The 21,894-nt window shown below is 63.0% G+C and carries 15 protein-coding genes and 3 tRNA genes; 12 read left to right on the top strand and 6 right to left on the bottom strand.

The genetic code is table 11. From position 1 onward, the window contains the following. Positions 1–101: 101 nt before the first annotated feature. Both clpB and GHK24_RS04685 read left to right on the top strand, forming a co-directional pair. Positions 102–2,687: an ATP-dependent chaperone ClpB gene (gene clpB / locus GHK24_RS04690; protein WP_153469731.1), complete on the top strand. Its 2,586-nt coding sequence runs from the start codon at positions 102–104 to the stop codon at positions 2,685–2,687. 165 nt (positions 2,688–2,852) lie between these two features. Further along, positions 2,853–3,047 (top strand): DUF3460 family protein, encoded by a 195-nt coding sequence (locus GHK24_RS04685; protein ID WP_153469728.1) that lies wholly within the window; start codon positions 2,853–2,855, stop codon positions 3,045–3,047. Between the two features lie 155 nt (positions 3,048–3,202). Here GHK24_RS04685 and GHK24_RS04680 read toward each other — a convergent pair whose 3' ends face one another. Then, positions 3,203–5,893, bottom strand: a complete 2,691-nt coding sequence (locus GHK24_RS04680; RefSeq protein ID WP_153469725.1) for a bifunctional acetate--CoA ligase family protein/GNAT family N-acetyltransferase — start codon at positions 5,891–5,893, stop codon at positions 3,203–3,205. 149 nt (positions 5,894–6,042) lie between these two features. Further along, complete coding sequence (locus tag GHK24_RS04675) at positions 6,043–6,681, bottom strand: arylesterase (RefSeq protein ID WP_153469722.1); 639 nt, start codon at positions 6,679–6,681, stop codon at positions 6,043–6,045. Between GHK24_RS04675 and GHK24_RS04670 the strand changes: the two genes are divergently transcribed. Then, entirely contained in the window at positions 6,674–7,459 is a 786-nt protein-coding gene (locus GHK24_RS04670; RefSeq protein WP_228384536.1) for an ABC transporter ATP-binding protein, read from the top strand. The genes GHK24_RS04675 and GHK24_RS04670 overlap by 8 nt on opposite strands. 12 nt (positions 7,460–7,471) lie before the next feature. Here the strand turns inward: GHK24_RS04670 and hpnE are convergent, their stop codons facing one another. Genes hpnE through hpnC form a run of 3 tightly spaced genes read right to left on the bottom strand, consistent with a single transcriptional unit; the run spans position 7,472 to position 10,541 of the window. After that, positions 7,472–8,821, bottom strand: a complete 1,350-nt coding sequence (gene hpnE / locus GHK24_RS04665; RefSeq protein ID WP_153469719.1) for a hydroxysqualene dehydroxylase HpnE — start codon at positions 8,819–8,821, stop codon at positions 7,472–7,474. Then, positions 8,818–9,651, bottom strand: a complete 834-nt coding sequence (hpnD, locus tag GHK24_RS04660; RefSeq protein ID WP_153469716.1) for a presqualene diphosphate synthase HpnD — start codon at positions 9,649–9,651, stop codon at positions 8,818–8,820. The genes hpnE and hpnD overlap by 4 nt, the downstream gene beginning before the upstream one ends. Before the next feature lie 56 nt (positions 9,652–9,707). Then, positions 9,708–10,541: a squalene synthase HpnC gene (hpnC, locus tag GHK24_RS04655; RefSeq protein ID WP_153469713.1), complete on the bottom strand. Its 834-nt coding sequence runs from the start codon at positions 10,539–10,541 to the stop codon at positions 9,708–9,710. Between the two features lie 329 nt (positions 10,542–10,870). Between hpnC and GHK24_RS04650 the strand changes: the two genes are divergently transcribed. The 9 genes from GHK24_RS04650 (at position 10,871) to GHK24_RS04610 (ending at position 20,463) form a co-directional block, all read left to right on the top strand. After that, positions 10,871–10,955, top strand: a tRNA-Leu gene (locus tag GHK24_RS04650). A 46-nt stretch (positions 10,956–11,001) separates the two neighbouring features. Beyond that, positions 11,002–12,339, top strand: a complete 1,338-nt coding sequence (gene tig, locus GHK24_RS04645) for a trigger factor (protein WP_153469709.1) — start codon at positions 11,002–11,004, stop codon at positions 12,337–12,339. A gap of 59 nt (positions 12,340–12,398) precedes the next feature. Further along, entirely contained in the window at positions 12,399–13,034 is a 636-nt protein-coding gene (gene clpP / locus GHK24_RS04640) for an ATP-dependent Clp endopeptidase proteolytic subunit ClpP (RefSeq protein WP_153470368.1), read from the top strand. Positions 13,035–13,087: 53 nt separating this feature from the next. After that, positions 13,088–14,359 carry an ATP-dependent Clp protease ATP-binding subunit ClpX gene (clpX, locus tag GHK24_RS04635; RefSeq protein ID WP_153469706.1) on the top strand — a complete coding sequence of 424 codons (1,272 nt, stop codon included), beginning with the start codon at positions 13,088–13,090 and terminating at the stop codon, positions 14,357–14,359. 85 nt (positions 14,360–14,444) lie between these two features. Beyond that, entirely contained in the window at positions 14,445–16,850 is a 2,406-nt protein-coding gene (gene lon / locus GHK24_RS04630; protein ID WP_153469703.1) for an endopeptidase La, read from the top strand. 233 nt (positions 16,851–17,083) lie between these two features. Next, positions 17,084–17,159 (top strand) — tRNA-Val (locus tag GHK24_RS04625). 24 nt (positions 17,160–17,183) lie between these two features. Continuing rightward, positions 17,184–17,260 (top strand) — tRNA-Asp (locus GHK24_RS04620). 897 nt (positions 17,261–18,157) lie between these two features. Then, positions 18,158–19,870 carry a methyl-accepting chemotaxis protein gene (locus GHK24_RS04615; RefSeq protein WP_340666101.1) on the top strand — a complete coding sequence of 571 codons (1,713 nt, stop codon included), beginning with the start codon at positions 18,158–18,160 and terminating at the stop codon, positions 19,868–19,870. A gap of 98 nt (positions 19,871–19,968) precedes the next feature. Beyond that, the gene (locus GHK24_RS04610; RefSeq protein ID WP_153469700.1) at positions 19,969–20,463 is read left to right on the top strand and encodes a GAF domain-containing protein; all 495 of its coding nucleotides are present in this window, start codon (positions 19,969–19,971) and stop codon (positions 20,461–20,463) included. Between the two features lie 155 nt (positions 20,464–20,618). Here GHK24_RS04610 and GHK24_RS04605 read toward each other — a convergent pair whose 3' ends face one another. Beyond that, positions 20,619–21,884, bottom strand: a complete 1,266-nt coding sequence (locus tag GHK24_RS04605) for an Hsp70 family protein (RefSeq protein ID WP_153469697.1) — start codon at positions 21,882–21,884, stop codon at positions 20,619–20,621. Positions 21,885–21,894: the final 10 nt, after the last annotated feature.

The raw sequence follows: 21,894 nt of genomic DNA, 5'->3' as shown, positions 1-21,894 counted from the left end.
GGCGCTGTCGCGGCGCCGTCGCAGCACCGTCGCAGCACCCTTGAATTCGCCGCTCGCTACCCCATCTGGAACTCATTCGAACTCACTGCGGAGAATGCACCATGCGTCTCGATAAACTCACGACCAAATTCCAGCAAGCCCTCGCCGATGCTCAGAGTCTGGCGCTCGGTCACGATCAACAGATGATCGAACCGCTGCACTTGCTCGCTGCCTTGCTGCGTCAGGACGATGGCGGAGTGGCGTCCCTGCTGTCGCGCGCTGGCGTGAATGCCCCGGCTTTGCAGGCGGCAGTCGACAAGGCCATCGAGCGGCTGGCAAAAGTCGAGGGGCACGATGGCGAAGTGCAGATCGGCCGCGATCTGTCGAACCTGCTCAACCTCACCGACCGCGAGGCGCAAAAGCGCGGCGACGAATTCATCGCCAGCGAGCTGTTCCTGCTCGCGCTTGCCGACGACAAGGGCGAAGCCGGCCGTCTGGCGCGCCAGCACGGCCTCGCGCGCGCGCCGCTGGAACAGGCGATCGCCGCCGTGCGCGGTGGCCAGAGCGTCGACAGCCAGGAAGCCGAAGGCAGCCGCGAATCGCTGAAGAAGTACTGTCTCGACCTCACCGAGCGCGCGCGTCAGGGCAAGCTCGACCCGGTGATCGGCCGCGACGACGAAATCCGCCGCACCATCCAAATTTTGCAACGGCGCACCAAGAACAACCCGGTGCTGATCGGCGAGCCGGGCGTCGGCAAGACGGCCATCGTCGAAGGCCTGGCGCAGCGCATCGTCAATGACGAAGTGCCGGAAACGCTCAAGGGCAAGCGCGTGCTCTCGCTCGACATGGCGGCGCTGCTCGCTGGCGCCAAGTACCGCGGCGAGTTCGAGGAACGCCTCAAGGCGGTGCTCAAGGAAATCGCCCAGGACGAAGGCCGCATCATCGTCTTCATCGACGAGCTGCACACCATGGTCGGCGCCGGCAAGGCCGAAGGCGCGATGGACGCCGGCAACATGCTCAAGCCGGCGCTGGCGCGCGGCGAACTGCACTGCATCGGCGCGACGACGCTCGACGAATACCGCAAGTACATCGAGAAGGACGCCGCGCTCGAACGCCGCTTCCAGAAGGTGCTGGTCGACGAGCCGTCGGTCGAATCGACCATCGCCATCCTGCGCGGCCTGCAGGAGAAGTACGAGCTGCACCACGGCGTGCAGATCACCGACCCGGCGATCGTTGCCGCCGCCGAACTCTCGCACCGCTACGTCACCGACCGCTTTTTGCCGGACAAGGCGATCGACCTGATCGACGAGGCCGCCGCGCGCATCCGCATGGAAATCGACTCGAAACCCGAGGTGATGGACAAGCTCGACCGCCGGCTGATCCAGCTGAAGATCGAGCGCGAAGCGGTGAAGAAGGAAAAGGACGAAGGCAGCCGCAAGCGCTTCGCGCTGATCGAGGAGGAAATCGCGCGCCTGTCGAAGGAGTATTCAGACCTCGAAGAAATCTGGAAGGCCGAGAAGGCTCAGGTGCAGGGCAGCGCGCACCTCAAGGAAGAGATCGACCGCCTGCGCGCCGAAATCGTCCGCCTGCAGCGCGAAGGCAAGCTCGACAAGGTGGCCGAGCTGCAATACGGCAAGCTGCCGCAGCTCGAAGCGCAGCTGAAGGCCGCCGAGAGCGCCGGCAAGGGCGACGGCGCGGTGAAGAATCGCCTGCTGCGCAATCAGGTCGGCGCTGAGGAAATTGCCGAAGTGGTGTCGCGCGCCACCGGCATTCCCGTCTCCAAGATGATGCAGGGCGAGCGCGAGAAGTTGCTCGGCATGGAAGATCGTCTGCACCGTCGTGTCGTCGGCCAGGATGAGGCGGTGCGGCTGGTGTCGGACGCCATCCGCCGTTCGCGCGCCGGTCTCGGCGACCCGAACCGGCCCTACGGTTCCTTCCTCTTCCTCGGCCCGACCGGCGTCGGCAAGACCGAGCTGTGCAAGGCGCTCGCCGAATTCCTGTTCGACTCGGAAGAGCACCTGATCCGCATCGACATGAGCGAGTTCATGGAGAAGCACTCGGTCGCGCGACTGATCGGCGCGCCTCCGGGATACGTCGGCTATGAGGAAGGCGGCACGCTGACCGAGGCCGTACGCCGCAAGCCGTATTCGGTGATCCTGCTCGACGAGGTCGAGAAGGCGCACCCGGACGTCTTCAACGTGCTGCTGCAGGTGCTCGACGACGGTCGCATGACCGACGGGCAGGGACGCACCGTGGACTTCAAGAACACGGTGATCGTGATGACCTCGAACCTCGGCAGCCAGATGATCCAGCAGATGAGCGGTTCGGATTACAACGTCGTCAAGCTGGCGGTGATGGGCGAGGTGAAAACCTACTTCCGTCCCGAGTTCATCAACCGCATCGACGAGGTGATCGTCTTCCATTCGCTCGACGAGGCGAACATCAAGTTGATCGCGCGCGTGCAGCTCGGCTATCTCGAAAAGCGGCTGGCGCAGCTGGAGATGGGGCTGCAACTCGACGACAGCGCGCTGGTCGAAATCGCCGCCGCCGGCTTCGACCCGGTCTACGGCGCGCGGCCCTTGAAGCGCGCGATCCAGTCGCAGCTGGAAAACCCGCTGGCGAAGGCGATCCTCGAAGGCCGTTTCGCGGCAAAAGACACCATCCGCGTCGTTTGCGAGGGCGGTGTGATGCGCTTCGAGAAGGCTTAAGCGTCTGCGTGACTTGAGGGCCGTCTGAGGTTTCTCCATGCTGGCCGTGGAGAAACCTCGTGGCGGATTTCACGCATCAGGCCGCATCGCCTTGGCTGGCGAGGCAGGATAGAATCAGCACCCCTCGCGTATCAGGCGCGGGCGGATTTTCTGGAGGGACGTTTCATGGCTGGCTACGAATCCGATCACACCCGCTTCATGCGCGAACTGCTGGCGAAGAACCCCGAATGGGTTGAAGAACAGAAGCGCGGCCGCGCGCTGTGGTGGGACCGCAAAACCTCGCAGGCGGAGGATATCGACGCCTTCACCGAGGGCCGCAAGGCGCACTGCGGCTATCCGTACGACGTCAATTTCAAGTAACGACGCGTATCCAGGAGCGCGCCAAGAACGCGCATTCCACAACGCTCTACTTGCGGCGCGTCATTCGCGCCGCTTTCCCGCGCCGCCGGTGTTCGCCCACGGCGTCGGGTGCTGGGAGCCGCCAGCGACGGCGATCGGCCGCCGGGATGCCGGCCTCAGCCCTGTAGCGGCTTGACCACCCGCTTGACCGCCGGATCTTCGGGGTGCGGATGCACGGTGAAGCCGAGGCTTGTCATCAGCCGGAACATCTTGGTATTGAGCGACAGTACGTCGCCGACGATGGTGCGGAAGCCCTTGGCGCGCGCGCAGTCGATCAGCGCCGTCATCAGCTTGCGGCCGATGCCGTGTTTTTGCCAGTCGTCTGAAATCGCCAGCGCGAATTCGACCGATTCGCCATCCGGATTGGTGACGTAACGGGCAACGCCGATTTCTTCGTCCTTACCGTCGTCGTTGTGCAGGATTGCCACCAGCGCCATTTCGCGGTCGTAGTCGATCTGTGTGAAGCGCACCAGCATCGCCTGCGTCAGTTCGCGCAGCGTGTCCATGAAGCGGAAGTATTTGCTTTCGTCGGACATGCGTTTGACGAAATCCTGCTCCATCTCGGCGTCTTCTGGCCGGATCGGGCGCACGGTGACGACGCGACCATCCGGCAGTTGCCAGTCGTGAATGAGATGCACCGGGTAGGGGTGGATCGCCATGTGCGAATAGCGGTCGCCGGAGGGGGGCATGTAGTCGAGGACGATACGCGCATCAGCGGCAATGGCGCCGTGCTCGTCGACGATCAGCGGGTTGAGGTCGAGTTCCTGCAACCACGGCAGTTCACAGACCATCTCCGAGATGTTGAGGAGGACTTCTTCAAGCGCTTCCTGGTTGATCGGCGGCATGTTGCGGAATTCGCCGAGCAGGCGGGAAGCCTTGGTCGAGCGAATCAGGTCCTGCGCCAGAAAGCGGTTGAGCGGCGGCAGGGCGACGGCGCGGTCGCTGAAGATTTCGACGTCAGCACCGCCGGCGCCGAAGGTGATCACCGGCCCGAAAATCGGGTCACGGACGACGCCGACCATCAGCTCGCGGCCATGCGGGCGGTCGAGATAGGGCTCGATCGAGACGCCGTTGATGCGCGCATGCGGGCGCTTCTTCTGCACCGTCTCGATGATGTCGTGATAGGCATTGCGCACTGCCAAGGCGTTGGTCAGGTTCAGGCGCACGCCACCGGCGTCGGTCTTGGTGACGAGGTCCGGGGAGTCGACCTTCATGGCGATCGGGAAGCCGATCTGCTCGGCGAGCAGCAGCGCCTCGGTCGGCGTGCGCGCGACCATGGTCTGCGCCACCGGCACGCGGAAGGCACGCAGGATGGCCTTCGACTCCATTTCGGAGAGCACTTTGCGCCGTTCCTGCAGGACGGCCTCGACCAGCATCTTGGCCCCTTCGGTCTCCGGGCGGACCTGCCGCGAGGTCGGTTCCGGCGTTTGCAGGAGCAGTTTCTGGTTGCGGTAGTAGGTCGAGATGTGGAAATACAGCTCGACGGCCGTTTCCGGCATGCGGAAGGCGGGGATGGCGGCGTCTTCCATCAGCAGGCGCGCTTCGGCGACCTGTTCCTCGCCCATCCAGCAGGTGAGCATGGCCTTGTCCGTCTGATCGCTGGCGGCGATCACCGCTTTGGCGACTTCCATCGGCTGCGTCATCGCCTGCGGCGAGAGCATCACCAGCATGCCGTCGACTTCGGGGTCCTGCGCCACGGCGAGGATGGCTTCGCGATAGCGTTCGGGCGTCGCGTCGCCGCCGATGTCGACCGGGTTGCCGTGCGACCAGCTGGCCGGCAGGGCGGCGTTGAGCGCCTGCATGGTCGACAGCGAGAGTTCGGCGAGCGGAATGTCGAGATCGCCGGCACGGTCGGCGGCCATGGCACCCGGCCCGCCGCCGTTGGTAATGATCGCCAGACGCTTGCCGAGCGGACGGAACTTCGAGGCAAGCGCCTTCGAGGCGTAGAAGAGTTGCCCGACGTTCTTGACGCGCACGACACCGGCGCGGCGCACGGCGGCGTCGAAGACGACATCGGAGCCGGCGATCATGCCCGAATGCGTCTGTACCGCCGCCGAGCCAGCGGCGTGGCGGCCGGCCTTGAGCAGGATGATCGGCTTGATGCGCGCCGCCGAGCGCAGTGCACTCATGAAGCGGCGGGCGTTACGGATGCCTTCGACGTACAGCAGGATGTAGTGCGTGCGGTTGTCGTAAATCAGGTAGTCGAGAATCTCGCCGAAATCGACGTCGGCGGTGCTGCCGAGCGAGATGACGGTGGAGAAGCCGACGCGGTTGGATTTGGCCCAGTCAAGCACCGACGAACACATGGCGCCCGACTGCGAGACCAGCGCCAGATTGCCGGCGGCGGCGTTCACGCTGGCAAAGGTGGCGTTCAGGCCGAGTTCGGGGCGGATGATGCCCAGACAGTTGGGGCCGAGCACGCGCACGTTGTAGCTGCGGGCGATCTCCATCATCTTGCGTTCGAGCGCGGCGCCGGAATGGCCGGACTCGGCGAAGCCGGAGGTGATGACGATGACGTTCTTGACGCCGCTGCGCCCACACTGCTCGACGATGCCGGGCACCAGTTGTGGTCGGGTGGCGATCACCGCCAGTTCGACGCGGGCGCCGATCTCTTCGATCGACTTGTAGGCCTGCACGCCCTGAACGGTTTCGTGGCGCGGGTTGATCGGGTAGAGGCGCCCCTTGTAGCCGGCGCTGACGATGTTGCGGAAGAGGATGGCGCCGACCGAGTTCTCTCGCTCCGAAGCACCGATGACAGCAACCGATTTAGGTTCAAAGAGGCTGGTCAGATAGTGCTGTTCGAGCATGGTGGTTTACCTGATGGCAGGGTACGTCGGACGAGTTTGGTGTGGCGGCAATCTAGCATATTTCCCCGCCGGAAATGCTTGCCCGCACGCGGCTTTTTTGCGTTCGCCAGACGGCTGGCGAGACGCTGGAAAAAGGCGCGGCGAGTCGTCTAGCGCAAGAGCGGGCCGAGTCCGCGCCAGACGTTGTCGAGCAGGCGTGGCTGGGCGGCGGCGACGGGGTGCAGGTTGTCGGCCTGGAAGAGCTGCGGGTCGTTGGCGACGCCGTCGAGCAGGAAATCAACGTAGGCGGTTTTCCGCGTGCGCGCTACCTCGCTGAAGACGGCATGGAATTCTTCGGCGTAGTTGCCGTAATTGGGCGGCAGACGTTGTCCGACGATCAGCACGCGGGCGTGCGCGCGTTCGGCGCTGTCGGTCATGGCGAGCAGATTGCTGCGTAGCGTTGCGACCGGCAGACCGCGCAGTCCGTCGTTGCTGCCGAGCGCGATGATGACGATGGCAGGGGTATGGCGGGTGAGGGTGGCGTCAATACGCGCCCGGCCGCCGCCGGTAGTCTCGCCCGAAATGCTGGCATTGACGACGCTATACTCCGGCTTCTTTTCTGCCAGACGCTTGGCGAGCAAGGCGGGCCAGGCGGCGTCGCGGGCAATGCCGTAGCCGGCGGAGAGCGAGTCGCCGAAAACCAGGATCGTTCCGGCCGCTTGTGCGGTCGGGAGGGTGAAGAGCAGGGCAGCCAGAAGCAGCGTGCGTGGCCGCCTGACGAGGTGTGAAAGGAAACGTGGGATGGACATGACGGTAACTAACGAAGCGTGGGTGGGCGGCACGGTCGGAGAACATCCTGCGCCGGCGCTCGTCGTTCACCGGCTGACGAAGCGGGTTGGCGTGGCGAGCGAGAGCGCTGGCGGATCAGCGGGAACGGGCGGTGACGGCAATGCGAGCTTGATCATTCTGCACGAGATTTCGTTCTCGGTTGCGGCGGGGGAGACGCTGGCCATCGTCGGGGCGTCGGGCTCGGGCAAGTCGACGCTGTTGGGCCTGATCGCTGGCCTCGATGTGGCGAGCGAGGGCTCGGTGTTTCTCGACGGGCAGGACCTGTCGGCGCTCGACGAAGACGCGCGCGCGACGCTGCGCGGACGTTCGCTGGGCTTCGTTTTTCAGTCTTTTCAGCTGCTGCCGTCTTTGTCCGCGCTGGAGAACGTCATGTTGCCGCTGGAACTGGCGGGCGCGTCGGGGGCGGAAGCGACGGCGCGCCAGTGGCTGGAGCGTGTCGGGCTGGCGCATCGTCTGCGACATACGCCGCGTCAGCTGTCCGGGGGCGAGCAGCAGCGGGTCGCGCTGGCGCGCGCCTTTGCGCCGAATCCACAGTGGATACTGGCTGACGAGCCGACCGGTAATCTCGATGCGGCTACCGGTGCGCAGATCATCGATCTGATGTTCGCCATCAACGCCGAGCGGGGGACGACGCTGATCCTCGTGACGCACGATGAAGAAATCGCCGCCCGTTGCGACCGGCGTCTACGCATGCACGCCGGAGCGATTGAATCGTTCGACGGGCGCTCGCAAGGCTGACTGGCGGGCTGCTCAGCGCACGAGGATGGCCTGCGCTGCCGTTATGCCGCTGCGCACGGCGGCTTCGAGCGTGGCGGGGTAGCCGGCGCACAGGTAATCGCCGGCCAGCCAGAGGCCGCGCTGCGGCGTGTGCGGCGTCGGCCGATCAAGGTGGGGGCGGCAGACGAAGGTGGCGCGGCGCTCGCGGATGAGCCGTTGCCAGCGCGGCGCGGGGAGCGTGTGCTTGAGGGCGGTTTCCAGTTCGCGGTGCAGGCGCTGTGCAAGGGCGTCTGCGTCGAGCGCCTCCCATTGCCCGCGTCCGCTGAAAACACTGGCAAGGACGCCCGGTGTTGCGCACAACTGGCCGCGATCAAAGACCCACTGCCCCAGCGGCGGTTCGGCGGCGGAGTGCTGCGGGCTGGCGTCGCTGTCCAGTCCGAGCATCGGGAAGGGCAGGCTGACATTCTGCGGGTAGCCGAGATAAAGCGTGCCGATGGGCGCGTGAGCGAGTTCGCCAAAGCGCGCGGCCAGCGTCGGCCAGGGCGCCAGAAGGCGCGCAGCGGCAGGAGCGGCGGTGGCGACGACGACATGATCGAAGGACTCGGCGTCGTTGTCTGCGCCACAGACGACGCGCATGGCGTCGCCAGCGGCGCATAGCGACTGGACCCGGCAGGCGGTGCGCACGTCGCCGCCGTGCGTCCGGATGAAGCGCGCTGCGGGCGCCGGGAATATTTCCCCGAGGTCGGCCGCCGGCAGGAGCAGGTCGGTGGCGTCGCGGGCGCCGCCGAGGCTATCGCCCATGACGGTGACGAAGACGCGCGCCGATGCTTCGGCTGCCGGTGTGTTGAGGGCCGACAGGCAGAGTGGCTCCCACAAACGCTGCCGCAAGGCTCCATGCTGGCCGTGCCGGTCGAGCAGCTGGCTGACGGTTTCGTCCTGCGCGAGCGTCCAGTGCTGGGCTTGCAGTGTGCGCATGAAGCGTGCGGCACGGATTTTTTCGCCGAGCGTGGCGCCCCGTGCGCCGAGGAGGCCCAGTGCCAGATGCAGCGGCGACGGCAGGCGCAGCAGCTTGAGCTGGAAGGCCGGAGCGTCGGGGCTGCCCGGATAGAGCATGGTGAGGGTGCGGCGCTGCAACCGTGCTTCCGGCTCGGCGCCGACGGTGCGCATCAGGCGCAGCGTTTCGCGGTAGGCGCCGATCAGGATGTGCTGACCGTTGTCGAGGTGCAGTGGGGGCGCGTTGGCTTCGCCGGGCAGGTCGACGCGGCGGGCGCGTCCGCCCAGTTGTGCGGCGGCCTCGAAGACGACCACTTGAATGCCGGCAGCGCAGAGTTCGACGGCGGCGGCAAGGCCGGCCCAACCACCGCCGATGACCGCGACCCTCATGGGCGAAGCCAGACGCGCGCGGCGATCCAGAGTTTGCGCAGTGGTGGCAAGGAGAGGCGTTGCGTCAGCGTGTGCATGCCGTCGCGCTTGATTTCGTCGAGCACGGTTCGATAGATTGCCGCCATCATCAGGCCCGGACGTTGCGCTTTGCGGTCGACGGCGGGCAGGGCGGCGAGTGCCTTGTCGTAATAGTGTTCGGCGCGCTCGATCTGGAAGGCCATCAGGCGATAGAAGTTATCGCTGTAGCGGCCGGCGGTGAGGTCGGCTTCGGCGACGCCGAAACGCGCCAGCTCGTCCTGTGGCAGGTAAATGCGTCCGCGGCGCGCGTCCTCGCCGACATCGCGAATGATGTTGGTGAGCTGGAAGGCCATGCCGAGGTCGTTGGCGTAGCGCAGTGTCTGGCGGTCGCGGTAGCCGAATATCTCGGCGGCGAGGAGTCCCACGACGCTGGCGACGCGGTAGCAGTAGAGCGAGAGTGCGCTGAAATCGGCGTAGCGCGCGGCCACGAGATCCATCTCCATGCCGGCGATGATCTCTTCGAGTTGCTCCTGTGGCAGGTCAAAGTCAGCGCGCAGTGCTTGCAGGGCGCGCGTCACCGGGTGCTGTGGCGTGCCGTGGTAGAGGCGCTCCACTTCGCCGCGCCACCAGGCGAGTTTGGTGGCGGCGATGGCAGGATCGCGGCACTCGTCGACGACGTCGTCGACCTCGCGGCAGAAGGCGTACAGGGCCGTAATCGCCCGCCGCCGCAGCGGCGGCAGGAACAGAAAGCTGTAATAGAAGCTGGAGCCGCTGCCGGCGGCGCGTTCCTGGCAATACTGGTCGGGTGTCATTGCGTGATGGGCGAAAAGGCTGGCATGCGGTGGGCGGCGAGCGGAAGGCGGCTGGCTCAGGGGAGAGCGGGATGGCTGGCGCGCGCGATGAAGGGCGCGCGCAGACTCAGGGTCAGCCAGTCGGCCGGACGCAGTGTGGGGCGGTGGCGGAAGACGTCGCCGCTATGGGCGCGGATTTTTTCGAGGATGCGCAATCCACCGAGGATGGTCAGGCGAATTTCCCAGCCGAGTCGGCCGGGGAGAACGCGCACGAGCGGTATGCCCTCGCGCAGCAGAGCGTCGGCACGCGCCACCTGAAATTCCATGAGCGCCTGCCAGGCGGGCGGGCAACGCGCGTCACGTATGTCGTCTTCGCACACACCAAAGCGCACGAGATCGCTTTGCGGCAGATAGACGCGTCCCTTGTCCCAGTCGAGGGCGACGTCCTGCCAGAAGTTGGCAAGTTGCAGGCCCGTGCAGACGGCGTCGGAGCAGCGACAGGCGTCGTCATCGGTACGCCCGGCCAGATGCAGAAGCAGCCGCCCGACCGGGTTGGCCGAGCGCCGGCAATAGTCGTGCAGTTCGGCGAAATCGGCATAACGCGTTTTGACGATGTCCTGCGCAAACGCGAGTAGCAGGTCGCGCAGCAGCGGGACGGGCAGTTGCCATTCGCGGACCGTTGCCGCCAGGTTGGCGAATGCCGGGGCGCAATCTTGGCCGGCTTCGATGCGCTCCAGGGCGTTGAAGTAGATGCCGAGCTGTTGCTGGCGTTCGCAGGCCGTGAGCGAGCCTTCGTCGGCAACATCGTCCGCCGCGCGGGCGAAATGGTAGATCGCCTCGATCGGGCGCCGCAGACGCGCCGGGAGCAGCAGTGAGGCAACCGGGAAATTCTCGTAGTGATCGACAGGCATCGGCAACGGCGCGCGCGAGGGCGCAAGGGGTATGACTGAGTCGTGAAGTTGTCAAAAATTCAGCCGCAGCGTCGGGTGATGTTGGCTCGAGCGCTCGGGAGGGTTGGTGGCTCGTTGGCGCCGTGTAAGCGCTCCCGGCGCTCGGACGGACTGGTTTTGCGCGGGTAGTGACGGGAGTGCCTGTCGGCAGCCGGCGACTTCCTTCACAGCACGTTCGCACGCGGTGGCGACGCATCAGCGAGGTAAAACCTGCGAAATAGTGTGTCAAAGTGTGTCTGTATCGCCGGCTGACAGTATAGGGCGATCTCGGTTAAAATTGCAGACTGCCCGCGAGAGTGGCGAAATTGGTAGACGCACTGGATTTAGGTTCCAGCGCCGCAAGGCGTGGGGGTTCGAGTCCCTTCTCTCGCACCAAATGCTCGGTTTTTTGTCCTTCTGCCCGCACTTCCTGAGGATTCCAATGCAAACGAATGTCGCAAACACTTCCGCCTCCGAACAGTCCGCCGCGCCCGTTGAGAATCCTCTCGAACGGCGCGTAGATATTGCGGTTGCGCTGGCTGATTTCGAGAAGGATGTTGAGCAACGCCTGAAGCTCAAGGGGCGCACGCTCAAGCTGGCGGGTTTCCGTCCGGGCAAAGCGCCGCAAGCCATCGTTCGTCGCCAGTTCGGCGACGAGGCGCGTCACGAGGCGCTCACCGACGCGATCGATCGCGCTTTCGGTGAGGCGGTTCAGGCGCAGAAGCTGCGCGTCGCCGGTTATCCGCGGATCGAGGCGAAGGCGACCGAAAGCACGACACACCTCGAATTCTCGGCTGTTTTCGAAGTCTATCCGGAGGTCAAGGTTGGTGCGCTGGAAGGTGAAAAAATCGAACGCGCTGCCTTCGAAGTGACGCCGGCTGAAATCGACAGCACGCTCGACATCCTCCGTCATCAGCGCGTGCGCTACGAAGAGGCTGATCGCGCCGCCGAAAACGGCGACCAGTTGGTGATCGATTTCCTCGGCCGCAAGGGCGACGAGCCTTTCGCCGGTGGTCAGGCGAATGACTACGGTTTTGTGCTCGGTCGCGGTGCCATGCTCGCCGATTTCGAGGCGGCCATCGTTGGCCTGAAGGCGGGTGAGTCGAAGACTTTCGACATGACCTTCCCGGCCGACTACCCGGCCGCTGAACTGGCCGGTCAGGCGGTGAGCTTCGACGTGACGGTCAAGAAGGTGTCGGCGCCGGTGCTGCCGGAAGTTGACGCCGACTTCGCACGTGCGCTGGGGGTTGAAGACGGCGACGTGCAACGCATGCGTAGCGAGATCGAAGGCAATCTGCGCCGTGAGGTGAAGAAGCGTCTGCGTGCTCGCGTCAAGGATCAAGTGCTTGAGCTGCTGCTCAAGGTGACGCCGGTGCAGGCACCGAAGGCACTGGTCGAGGGCGAGGTTGAGCGTCTGGTCGATCAGGCGCGCAAGGAAATGGAGCAGCGTGGCATCAAGGGGGCTGATTTTCCTGTTCAGCCTGAATGGTTTACCGAAAAGGCTGAACGTCGCGTCAAGCTGGGGCTGATTCTTGCTCAAGTGATTCGCGAGAACGATCTGAAGGCAGATCCTGCGGAAGTGCGTTCGTTGATCGAAGAGGCCGCGCAGAGCTACGAGAATCCGGACGAGGTCGTGCGCTGGTACTATTCCCAGCCGCAGCGTCTGGCCGAAATCGAAGCGGTTGCGGTTGAAGCGGCGGCCGTTGATTGGGTGTTGGCCAAGGCGAGCGTCAGCGATGCACCGATCGCTTTTGAAGAGTTGATGGGACGCCAGTCCTGAGAGAGCTGTCGTAACCTTGACGTTTTTGTCAGAACTCGGCCTAAGGAGTGTGTATGAGCATGCATGAAGACGCGAGCGGCGAAAGCCGCTGGAATCCGCAAGCGCTGGGCATGGTGCCGATGGTCATCGAGCAGAGCGGCCGCGGCGAACGGGCGTACGACATCTACTCGCGTCTTTTGCGCGAACGCGTCGTTTTCCTGGTAGGTCCGGTAAACGACGTGACGGCCAATCTGGTGGTCGCGCAGTTGCTGTTCCTTGAGGCGGATAATCCTGACAAGGACATTCACTTCTATATCAATTCGCCCGGCGGTTCCGTGACCGCCGGGATGTCGATCTACGACACCATGCAGTTCATCAAGCCCGATGTGTCCACGCTGTGCTTGGGTCAGGCGGCGTCGATGGGGGCTTTCCTCCTGGCGGCCGGTGCCAAGGGGAAACGTTTTGCCCTGCCGAATTCTCGTGTCATGATTCACCAGCCGATGGGCGGTTTTCAGGGGCAGGCGTCGGATATTGCCATTCATGCCAAGGAAATTCTTTCCTTGCGCGCAAAACTCAATGAGATCATGGCGCTGCATACCGGCCAGCCAGTCGACCGCATTGAGCGAGATACTGATCGTGACAACTTCCTGTCGGCGCAAGAAGCCGCGGAATACGGATTGATCGACAAGGTTTTGCTCAGCCGGCAGGCCGCTTGAGCGCGTTGCTCGTGCAACGTATTGGTCGTCCTTCAGGGGAGAGGTAGGCGAACATGCCGGAAAAGAAAAGTGGTAGTGAAAAGCTGCTGTATTGCTCGTTTTGCGGCAAGAGTCAGCACGAGGTCAAGAAGCTGATTGCAGGCCCGTCGGTCTTCATCTGCGACGAGTGCATCGAGCTTTGCAATGACATCGTCCGTGACGAGATCGCCGGCGAGCAGGATGGCAAGAGCGTCCGCCCCGACTTGCCGACGCCGAAGGAGATTTTCTCGATTCTCGGCCAGTACGTGATCGGCCAAGAGTCGGCCAAGCGCATTCTCTCGGTGGCGGTCTACAACCACTACAAGCGTTTGCGCCACCACGGGCGTCACACAGAAGACGTCGAACTGGCGAAGAGCAACATTCTCCTCGTCGGGCCGACGGGCTCGGGCAAGACCCTGCTGGCGCAGACCTTGGCGCGTCTGCTGAATGTGCCGTTCGTGATGGCTGATGCAACGACGCTCACTGAAGCGGGTTATGTCGGTGAGGACGTTGAAAACATCATCCAGAAGCTCTTGCAAAAGTGCGATTACGAAGTCGAGAAGGCTGAGCAGGGCATTGTCTATATCGACGAAATCGACAAGATTTCGCGTAAATCCGACAATCCCTCGATTACGCGCGACGTGTCGGGCGAGGGTGTGCAACAAGCCTTGCTCAAGCTGATCGAAGGAACAGTCGCTTCGGTGCCGCCGCAGGGCGGGCGCAAGCATCCGAACCAGGACTTCGTTCAGGTTGATACCACGAACATCCTGTTCGTGTGCGGTGGTGCCTTTGACGGTCTCGAAAAGGTCATTCGTAATCGTTCCGAGCGCGGTGGCATCGGTTTTGGCGCCGAGGTGAAGAGCAAGGATGACCGCAAGGCCATTGGCGACGTGCTGCGCGATGTCGAGCCGGAAGATCTGATCAAATTCGGTCTCATCCCCGAGTTGATCGGTCGCCTGCCGGTCGTGGCGACGCTTGAGGAACTCTCTACCGAGGCGCTCGTGGAGATTCTCATCGAGCCGAAGAACGCGCTGGTCAAGCAATACCAGAAGCTCTTCGCGATGGAAGGAGTCGAGCTGGAAATCCGCCCGGCTGCCCTGACGGCGATTGCGCGCAAGGCCCTGGAACGCAAGACCGGTGCGCGTGGTCTGCGTTCGATCCTGGAGGCGATCCTCCTCGACACCATGTACGAACTCCCCGGCATGGAGAATGTCTCAAAGGTCGTGATCGACGAAAACATGGTCTCTGGCGACGCCAAGCCCATTCTGATCTACGCCGACACGCCGAAGGTCTCCGGCTCCAACTGAGCTCTCGCGCCGCGCCGCTGCGGCTTGAAATGTCCGTCGATGCCCCCATGTGGGGCGTCGACGTTTACCTCTAAGGCGCCCATTGATGTCATCCACTACCCCACTCGCCGTTGAGTCTGTTGACCTGCCGCTGTTGCCTTTGCGCGACGTGGTGGTCTTCCCGCACATGGTGATCCCGCTCTTCGTCGGTCGCCCCAAGTCGATCAAGGCGCTTGAGGTCGCGATGGAGTCGGGCAAGAGCATCCTTCTCGTGGCGCAGAAATCTGCGGCCAAGGACGAGCCGGAAGCTGAGGATCTCTACTCGGTCGGTTGTATCGCCAACATCCTGCAGATGCTTAAATTGCCCGACGGAACCGTCAAGGTGCTCGTTGAGGGAACGCAACGCGCCGTCGTTGAGTCGGTCGAGTTGCAGGAGTCGATGTTCGTCTCCCGTGCGCGTGCGGTTGAGGCCGATGAAGGCGTTGAGCACGAAGTCGAGGCCTTGCGCCGCGCGGTGATCGCGCAGTTCGACCAGTACGTCAAGCTGAACAAGAAGATTCCGCCAGAAATCCTGACGTCGATTGCTGGCATCGAAGAGGCCGGTCGTCTGGCCGATACCATCGCCGCACACCTGCCGCTCAAGCTCGAACAGAAGCAGGAAGTGCTGGAGCTCTTCGATATCCGTGCGCGTATCGAGCGCCTGCTGACGCAGCTCGAGTCCGAAATCGACATCCTGCAGGTGGAAAAGCGCATCCGCGGCCGCGTCAAGCGCCAGATGGAGAAGAGCCAGCGCGAGTATTACCTGAATGAGCAGGTCAAGGCGATTCAGAAAGAGCTGGGCGAGGGCGAAGAGGGCGCAGACCTCGAAGACCTCGACAAGAAAATTCGCGCGGCGGGCATGACCAAGGAGGCGCTGAACAAGGCGCAATCCGAGTTGAAGAAGCTGCGCCTCATGTCGCCGATGTCCGCTGAAGCGACCGTCGTGCGCAACTACATCGAGACGCTGGTCGGCCTGCCCTGGCGCAAGAAGACCCGCATCAGCAAGGATCTGCCCGAAGCTGAAAAAGTGCTCGACAAGGACCACTGGGGCTTGGAGAAGGTCAAGGAACGCATCCTTGAGTATCTCGCTGTGCAGCAGCGTGTCGATCGTCTCAAGGCGCCGATTCTTTGCCTCGTTGGCCCTCCGGGCGTCGGCAAGACCTCGCTGGGGCAGTCGATTGCTCGTGCGACGAATCGCAAGTTCGTGCGCATGAGCTTGGGCGGCGTGCGCGACGAAGCGGAGGTGCGTGGTCACCGCCGCACGTATATCGGCTCGATGCCCGGCAAGATTCTGCAGAACATGAGCAAGGTGGCGGTGAAAAACCCGCTCTTCCTGCTCGATGAAGTCGACAAGATGGGCCTCGATTTTCGCGGTGACCCCAGTTCGGCGCTGCTGGAAGTGCTGGACCCAGAGCAGAATTCGACGTTCGTGGATCATTACGTCGAGGTGGAATATGACCTTTCCGAGGTCATGTTCGTCGCCACGGCGAATACCCTGAATATTCCCGCGCCTTTGCTTGACCGCATGGAAGTCATTCGTTTATCGGGGTATACCGAGGACGAAAAAGTCAGTATCGCCCAGCGTTATCTGTTGCCGAAACAGATGAAGAATAATGGGTTGAAGCAGGCTGAGTTGACGGTGGCCGAAAGCGCGCTGCGCGATATATTGCGCTACTACACCCGCGAGGCCGGCGTGCGTTCGCTGGAGCGCGAGTTGTCGAAGATTTGCCGCAAGGTCGTGAAAATGCTCTTGCTGCGCAAGAACCAGACTAAAGTGGCGGTTACTGCGCGGAATCTCGAAAAGTATCTCGGTGTGCGGCGCTATAGCTTTGGCCTTGCTGGTCGTGAAAATCAGGTCGGTCAGGTGACGGGTCTTGCGTGGACCGAGGTCGGTGGCGAATTGCTGACGATTGAATCGGTGGTATTGCCCGGTAAAGGCAAGACAACGACGACGGGTAAGCTCGGTGACGTCATGCAGGAGTCGATTCAGGCGGCCTTGTCGGTCGTACGCAAGCGCGCTCGCTCCTTGGGTATCGCCGATGATTTCTATCAAAAGAGCGATATTCATATTCACTTGCCTGAAGGGGCGATTCCGAAAGACGGGCCATCGGCAGGTATCGCCATTTGTACCGCGTTGGTATCCGTGCTGACCGGCATTCCCGTGCGCTGCGACGTGGCGATGACGGGGGAAATTACCCTTCGCGGTGAAGTGCTGCCGATTGGTGGGCTGAAAGAGAAGCTTTTGGCCGCCGTGCGCGGTGGGTTGCTGACGGCCTTAATTCCGGAGGAAAACGTCAAGGATTTGGCTGAGATTCCGGATAGCGTGAAAAACCGAATCGAGATCATCCCGGTCAAGTGGATCGATCAAGTGCTCCAGCACGCCCTTGAGCGGGCCCCCGAACCCTTGGCGGACGCGCCGGCCGCCGCGCCGGCGGTCAGCGAAGGGGCGGCGACAACGCTCGTCACTCATTAGCCGCACTTGCTGACATGCCGCGCGTTAGTGCAGCATGTCAGCGTGTCGGGAAGGTTTGGGCCCTTGGTTTTCGCAGTGCTTTGCTTGGCGTTTGGCTGACTGTGTCGAGGTGGTTGTTTGGCTGTTTTCTTCGGCAAAGTGATGCTTTCGTCGGGCGTGTGTGGGTAAGCGAGTTTTTGGCTGGTATTTTCCGGGTAAGTCAGGTAGAATGCGCGGCTGTTTCGACAGCTCGCGGGTGCTTAGCTCAGTTGGTAGAGCGCTAGCCTTACAAGCTGGATGTCGGCGGTTCGAGCCCGTCAGCACCCACCAAAACTGCAGCCTCGTCGTAATACTGGAGTGGTAGTTCAGTTGGTTAGAATACCGGCCTGTCACGCCGGGGGTCGCGGGTTCGAGTCCCGTCCACTCCGCCAACACCATAAGATCAAGCCGCTGTTTATCAGCGGCTTTTTCTTTTTCTAAGCATATCTTTTCCCTTCCAGTTATCCCCGCTTGGGTTTTACAAGGTGACTGCTGGGTGACAGCCAAACTTCGACTGCCATCCTCAGGCTAAAACGTCGCCGAGCCGTCCAACTCGTCTTGACGGGAATCGCGCCATTTAACCCGATTGAACGTCGCCCCCCCCCTACGGGGCGACGTCGGTGGTCGAACAGATGCTTTTGCGGACGCTCAAAGGTATGCAGTCATCCGGTGATCTCACTAATGAGCAGGTGCTTCCGCACGCCATGCTGGCTTTCGCCGCGAAAAGATAATGCGCTGACGTTTGCTAACGCCCTTTTTCAAAGCGGGTGGTGGTTAGCCGTTTGGGTTGCACCGTCCCCCGCTCTCCATGCTCATCTTTTCGCTCGAGGATTAGTCGTGGTAATTCGCTTCTGAGTCCTCGCCGCCGCGTGAATCCAGAGAACCCCCGGTTCTGTTCGCGTAGTTCAGCAGACACAAGGTGCTACGCAACGCTCTCCCTGGCGTGGCAAACCTCGCATAGACAGCGCCCGTAAAACCTGTACGGCCTTAGCGTTGTTGTGTCTGGCGCAGTCTCAGTTATCGACGTTGCCAAGCAAGCTCGAACGCGAACGTGTGAATTGACGTGACACCTTCACAAGAACAGACCTCCACGCGGCGAACACACTAATCGAAAAGCTGCGCCAGATTGCCAATCAGCCTGCTGAGGGAACGCTGACGCGAAGCGCCTCGGTCTCTCCACGGTCTTCGTCACCGCAAGCCTCAGGCAGTATCGTGCGTGCTGACCTCGTTGAACCAAGTCCCGTACCGGTTGCCCTAGCTAGCGATCAAGACACGATCTTGATGGCTGTGTGGTGCAGCCTGCTGATACACCTGAGCGACGGGCTACCCGCACGACAAGGTTTGACAATCCGGAATACACGGAAAAGCACTCAGTTGGCCGAGGAGGCATGATGAGCATTGCAGCCCGAATAGTCGTACTGGTTGTCGTTGCAGTAGGCGCATTACTGGGTATGGGGGGCTTCAGCCTTTACGAAATATCGAATATCAACGTTGGCGTTCGCTATACCAACGAGAACTCCCTGCCTAGTATCAAGACGCTAGGTGAAGCCCAAGTCGCGTTGCTGCGGGCGCGGCCTTCGCTGTTGAACGCGCTGGTCGAAGCCGATCCAGAGAAAAGAGCCGCGCTGGAAGCCCTTTTTCACAAGCGTATCGATCAAGGTAGAGCGGCGCTGAAGGATTACGAGAAGCTTATCTCTGACGATAAGGATCGAGAGTTGCTGGCAGCGGATAACCGCTTCGTGGACGCGTATGTCGTGGTTGCCGAAAGAATTCTCGCGGACCTTCATCAGGGGAGAAAAGAAGAGGGGGTCAAGATACTCGGTGAGGCACGGCAAACCATCGACGGGCTGGTAACCGCGCTCAACGACCATAGTCAGTACAACTACGACCTCGCCACCCAGAATGCCGACGCGGCTTACGCGACTTACGATCGGGCAAAGATTCTTCTCCTGGCCGTTATCGTGCTGTTTATCGCGCTCATCGCCGCCATTGGTTTCATCATGTACCGGCATGTCTCGGGTTCGCTTTCCAGCATGGTGGCTTCTTTCTCACGCGTCGAGAAAGACCTCGATTTCACCGTCCGCCTGCCGGCGGAAGGGCGTGACGAAATCGCCAAGGTGGCGCGGGCGTTCAACGCCCTGACGGATCGCTTGCAGCAGAGCTTCCGCGACATTACCGGGCACGCGGGATCGGTCAGCGAGGCGGCGCAACGGGTGGCGGAGGCGGCGCACGAGATGTCGTCTTCTTCGCGGCAGCAGAGCGAAGCGGCCTCCAGCATGGCGGCGGCGGTCGAAGAAATGACGGTTAGCGTCAATCACGTTGCCGACCGCGCGGGTGATACCAACAAGCTTGCCAGCCACGCCGGCGATGTCGCGCGCAAGGGCGAAGAGGTCATTACCGGCACCGTCGAGTCGATCAACGGCATCGCCCATACGGTCAAGGAAGCCTCGGGGCAACTCGCCGAGCTTGAGCAACAGAGTGAAAAAATCAGCAGCATCGTCTCGGCCATCAAGGAAATCGCCGATCAGACCAACCTGCTGGCTTTGAACGCCGCCATCGAGGCGGCGCGCGCAGGCGAGCAGGGGCGCGGCTTTGCCGTCGTGGCCGATGAGGTGCGCAAGTTGGCCGAGCGGACGGCTCTGTCGACGCAGGAGATTGCTACGACCATCGAGCAGATGCTGGCGGGCTCGCAAGCCGCCGTACAGAGCATCCAGGGCGTGGAAGGCGCGGTCGGCGCCGGTGTCAGCTACGCCGAGCAGGCCAGTGGTGCGATGCAGGAGATCGGAAACGGCTCACGCGAGACGGTCAACATGGTCAGCGAGATCACGAACTCGATTCGCGAGCAGGGCACGGCCAGCATGGAGATCGCCCAGCAGGTCGAGAAAATCGCGCAGATGACGGAGGAGAACAGCGCCGCTGCCGAGACGACCTCGAAAACCTCGGAGGAACTCGCCGGTTTGGCGCAGCAGCTACAAAGGATCGTCGGCCAGTACCGTATCTGATTGACCGCCAACCACTGAAGGGCGGCGGCTGGCGGCGAACCGAGGGCATCCCACGAGACGCCTTGCCTTGGTGGGGCGTCTCGCGCTAGTTTCCGCGCATGGATACTTCTTTTACCCCGCCGGCAACTGCCGACAAGCGCGAATTTTACGCGCTTCTTGCAGAGCAGACGCGTGCGCTCTTGCAGGGCGAGCGCGACTGGCTCGCCAATCTCTCCCAATTCTCGGCACTGGTGTATGGCGCTCTGGGCGAGGTGAATTGGGCCGGGTTTTACATGGTGCGCGGGCAGGAGCTGGTGCTTGGGCCGTTTCAGGGAAAAGTCGCCTGCGTGCGCATTCCCTTTGCGCGCGGCGTGTGTGGCGCCTGCGCGCGCGAGCAGACCGTGCAGATTGTGCCGGATGTGCATGCCTTCCCCGGCCACATCGCCTGCGACGCGGATTCCCGTTCGGAGTTGGTGCTGCCGGTGCGGGTACGCGGTCAATTATGTGCGGTCTTCGATATCGACAGCCCGCGTCCGGGCCGTTTTGACGCTGAGGACGCGGTAGGCCTCGCCGCCATGCTGACGGTGCTGGTCGATGCGACGGAGTGGCCGTAGGGGCTGCCGTGCTCTGGCGCACGGTGGTGGGCCATTGATCAGGGAATGACGGTGCCGCCAGCGGTGCCGTGTCCTGCCCTCGCGCCCCGGTTTGCCTGTCGCATCCGCCGTGTTCGCGGCGCTCGCCTGACTCCTGCCGCGTGTCGCTGCTTGGCCTAGCCGTAACGGCGCGCGGCTTCAACGGCGAGTCCGGCGCCGATGCTGCCAAAGAGGTCGCCCTCGACCGCCCGTGCCTTGGGCAGCAGGGCGGCGATGCGCTGGCGCAGGCGCGGCACGCCGCTGGAGCCGCCGGTAAAGAAGACGGTGTCGATTGCCTCCGCCGCGACGCCGGCATCGCGCAGCAGGCCGGCGACGGTTGATTCGACGGAGTCCACGAGACCTGCCGTGGCCTGATCGAATTCGTCACGTGTGATCGGTAGTGTCAGCGCGGCTTCCAGACGGTCGAGCGGCAGGTCGATGCGGTCGCTGTCGGAGAGGGCGATCTTCGCGTGTTCGACCTCGTTCGCCAGCCAGTGGCCGGCGCGCGTGTCGATCAGGCGCAGCAGGCGCGCCATTTTCTCGGGTTCGCGGGCGTCGATGGCGAGGCGCTGCTGCTCGGCCAGAACTTGCCGCGTATAGGCGAAATTGATGGTGTGCCATGTGGCGAGGTTGAAGAAGATGCCGGAGGGCATCTCGCGCGCGCTGTTCAGCTGGCTGCGATAACCCAGGTGCGGCATGACGCTGGCGAGGCTGAGCTGCCGGTCGAAGTCGGTGCCGCCGATGTGTACGCCGCCATTGGCGAGGAGATCGTCGCGCCGGTCGTCCTTGCGCGCACGCGCTGGCGAGAGGCGAACGAGCGAAAAGTCGGAGGTGCCGCCGCCGATGTCGGCAACTAGAACAAGCTCTTCGCGCGCCAGGCTGGTTTCGTAGTGAAAGGCCGCCGCAATCGGCTCGAACTGGAAGCTCACGTCCGTAAAGCCGACCGCGTGGGCGATCTCGGCCAGCGTTGCTTCTGCCGCCTGGTCAGCCTCCGGGTTGCCGTCGACAAAATAGACCGGGCGGCCCATTACGACCTGCGCGAAAGGGCGCTCGCCGTGCTGGTCGGCGCGGCGTTTCAGTTCGCCGATGAACTGCGCGAGCAAGTCGCGAAAGAGAAGCGAGCGACCGTGGACTTCGGTTTTGCCTTCGATCAGGCGGCTGCCGAGCAGGCTTTTCAGCGAACGCATCAGCCGGCCTTCGTAGCCCGCCAGATAGTCGGCGAGACCGGCGCGGCCAAAGCGAGTGCTTTCGTCTTCGGCGTTGAAAAAAACCACCGAGGGCAGTGTCACCTTGCCGTCTTCGAGCGTCAGCAGGGTTGGGTGCTCCGGCCGCAGGCAGCCGACCGTCGAGTTTGACGTGCCGAAATCGATTCCGCAGGCGCGGGCGGAGGGGGCGTGAGACATGGTGGCGGGA

The sequence above is a fragment of the Rhodocyclus gracilis genome, from assembly GCF_009617575.1.
Taxonomy (GTDB): Bacteria; Pseudomonadota; Gammaproteobacteria; order Burkholderiales; family Rhodocyclaceae; genus Rhodocyclus; species Rhodocyclus gracilis.
Note: the sequence above shows the minus strand (reverse complement) of the source record. Positions and strands in the feature narration are given on the sequence as shown.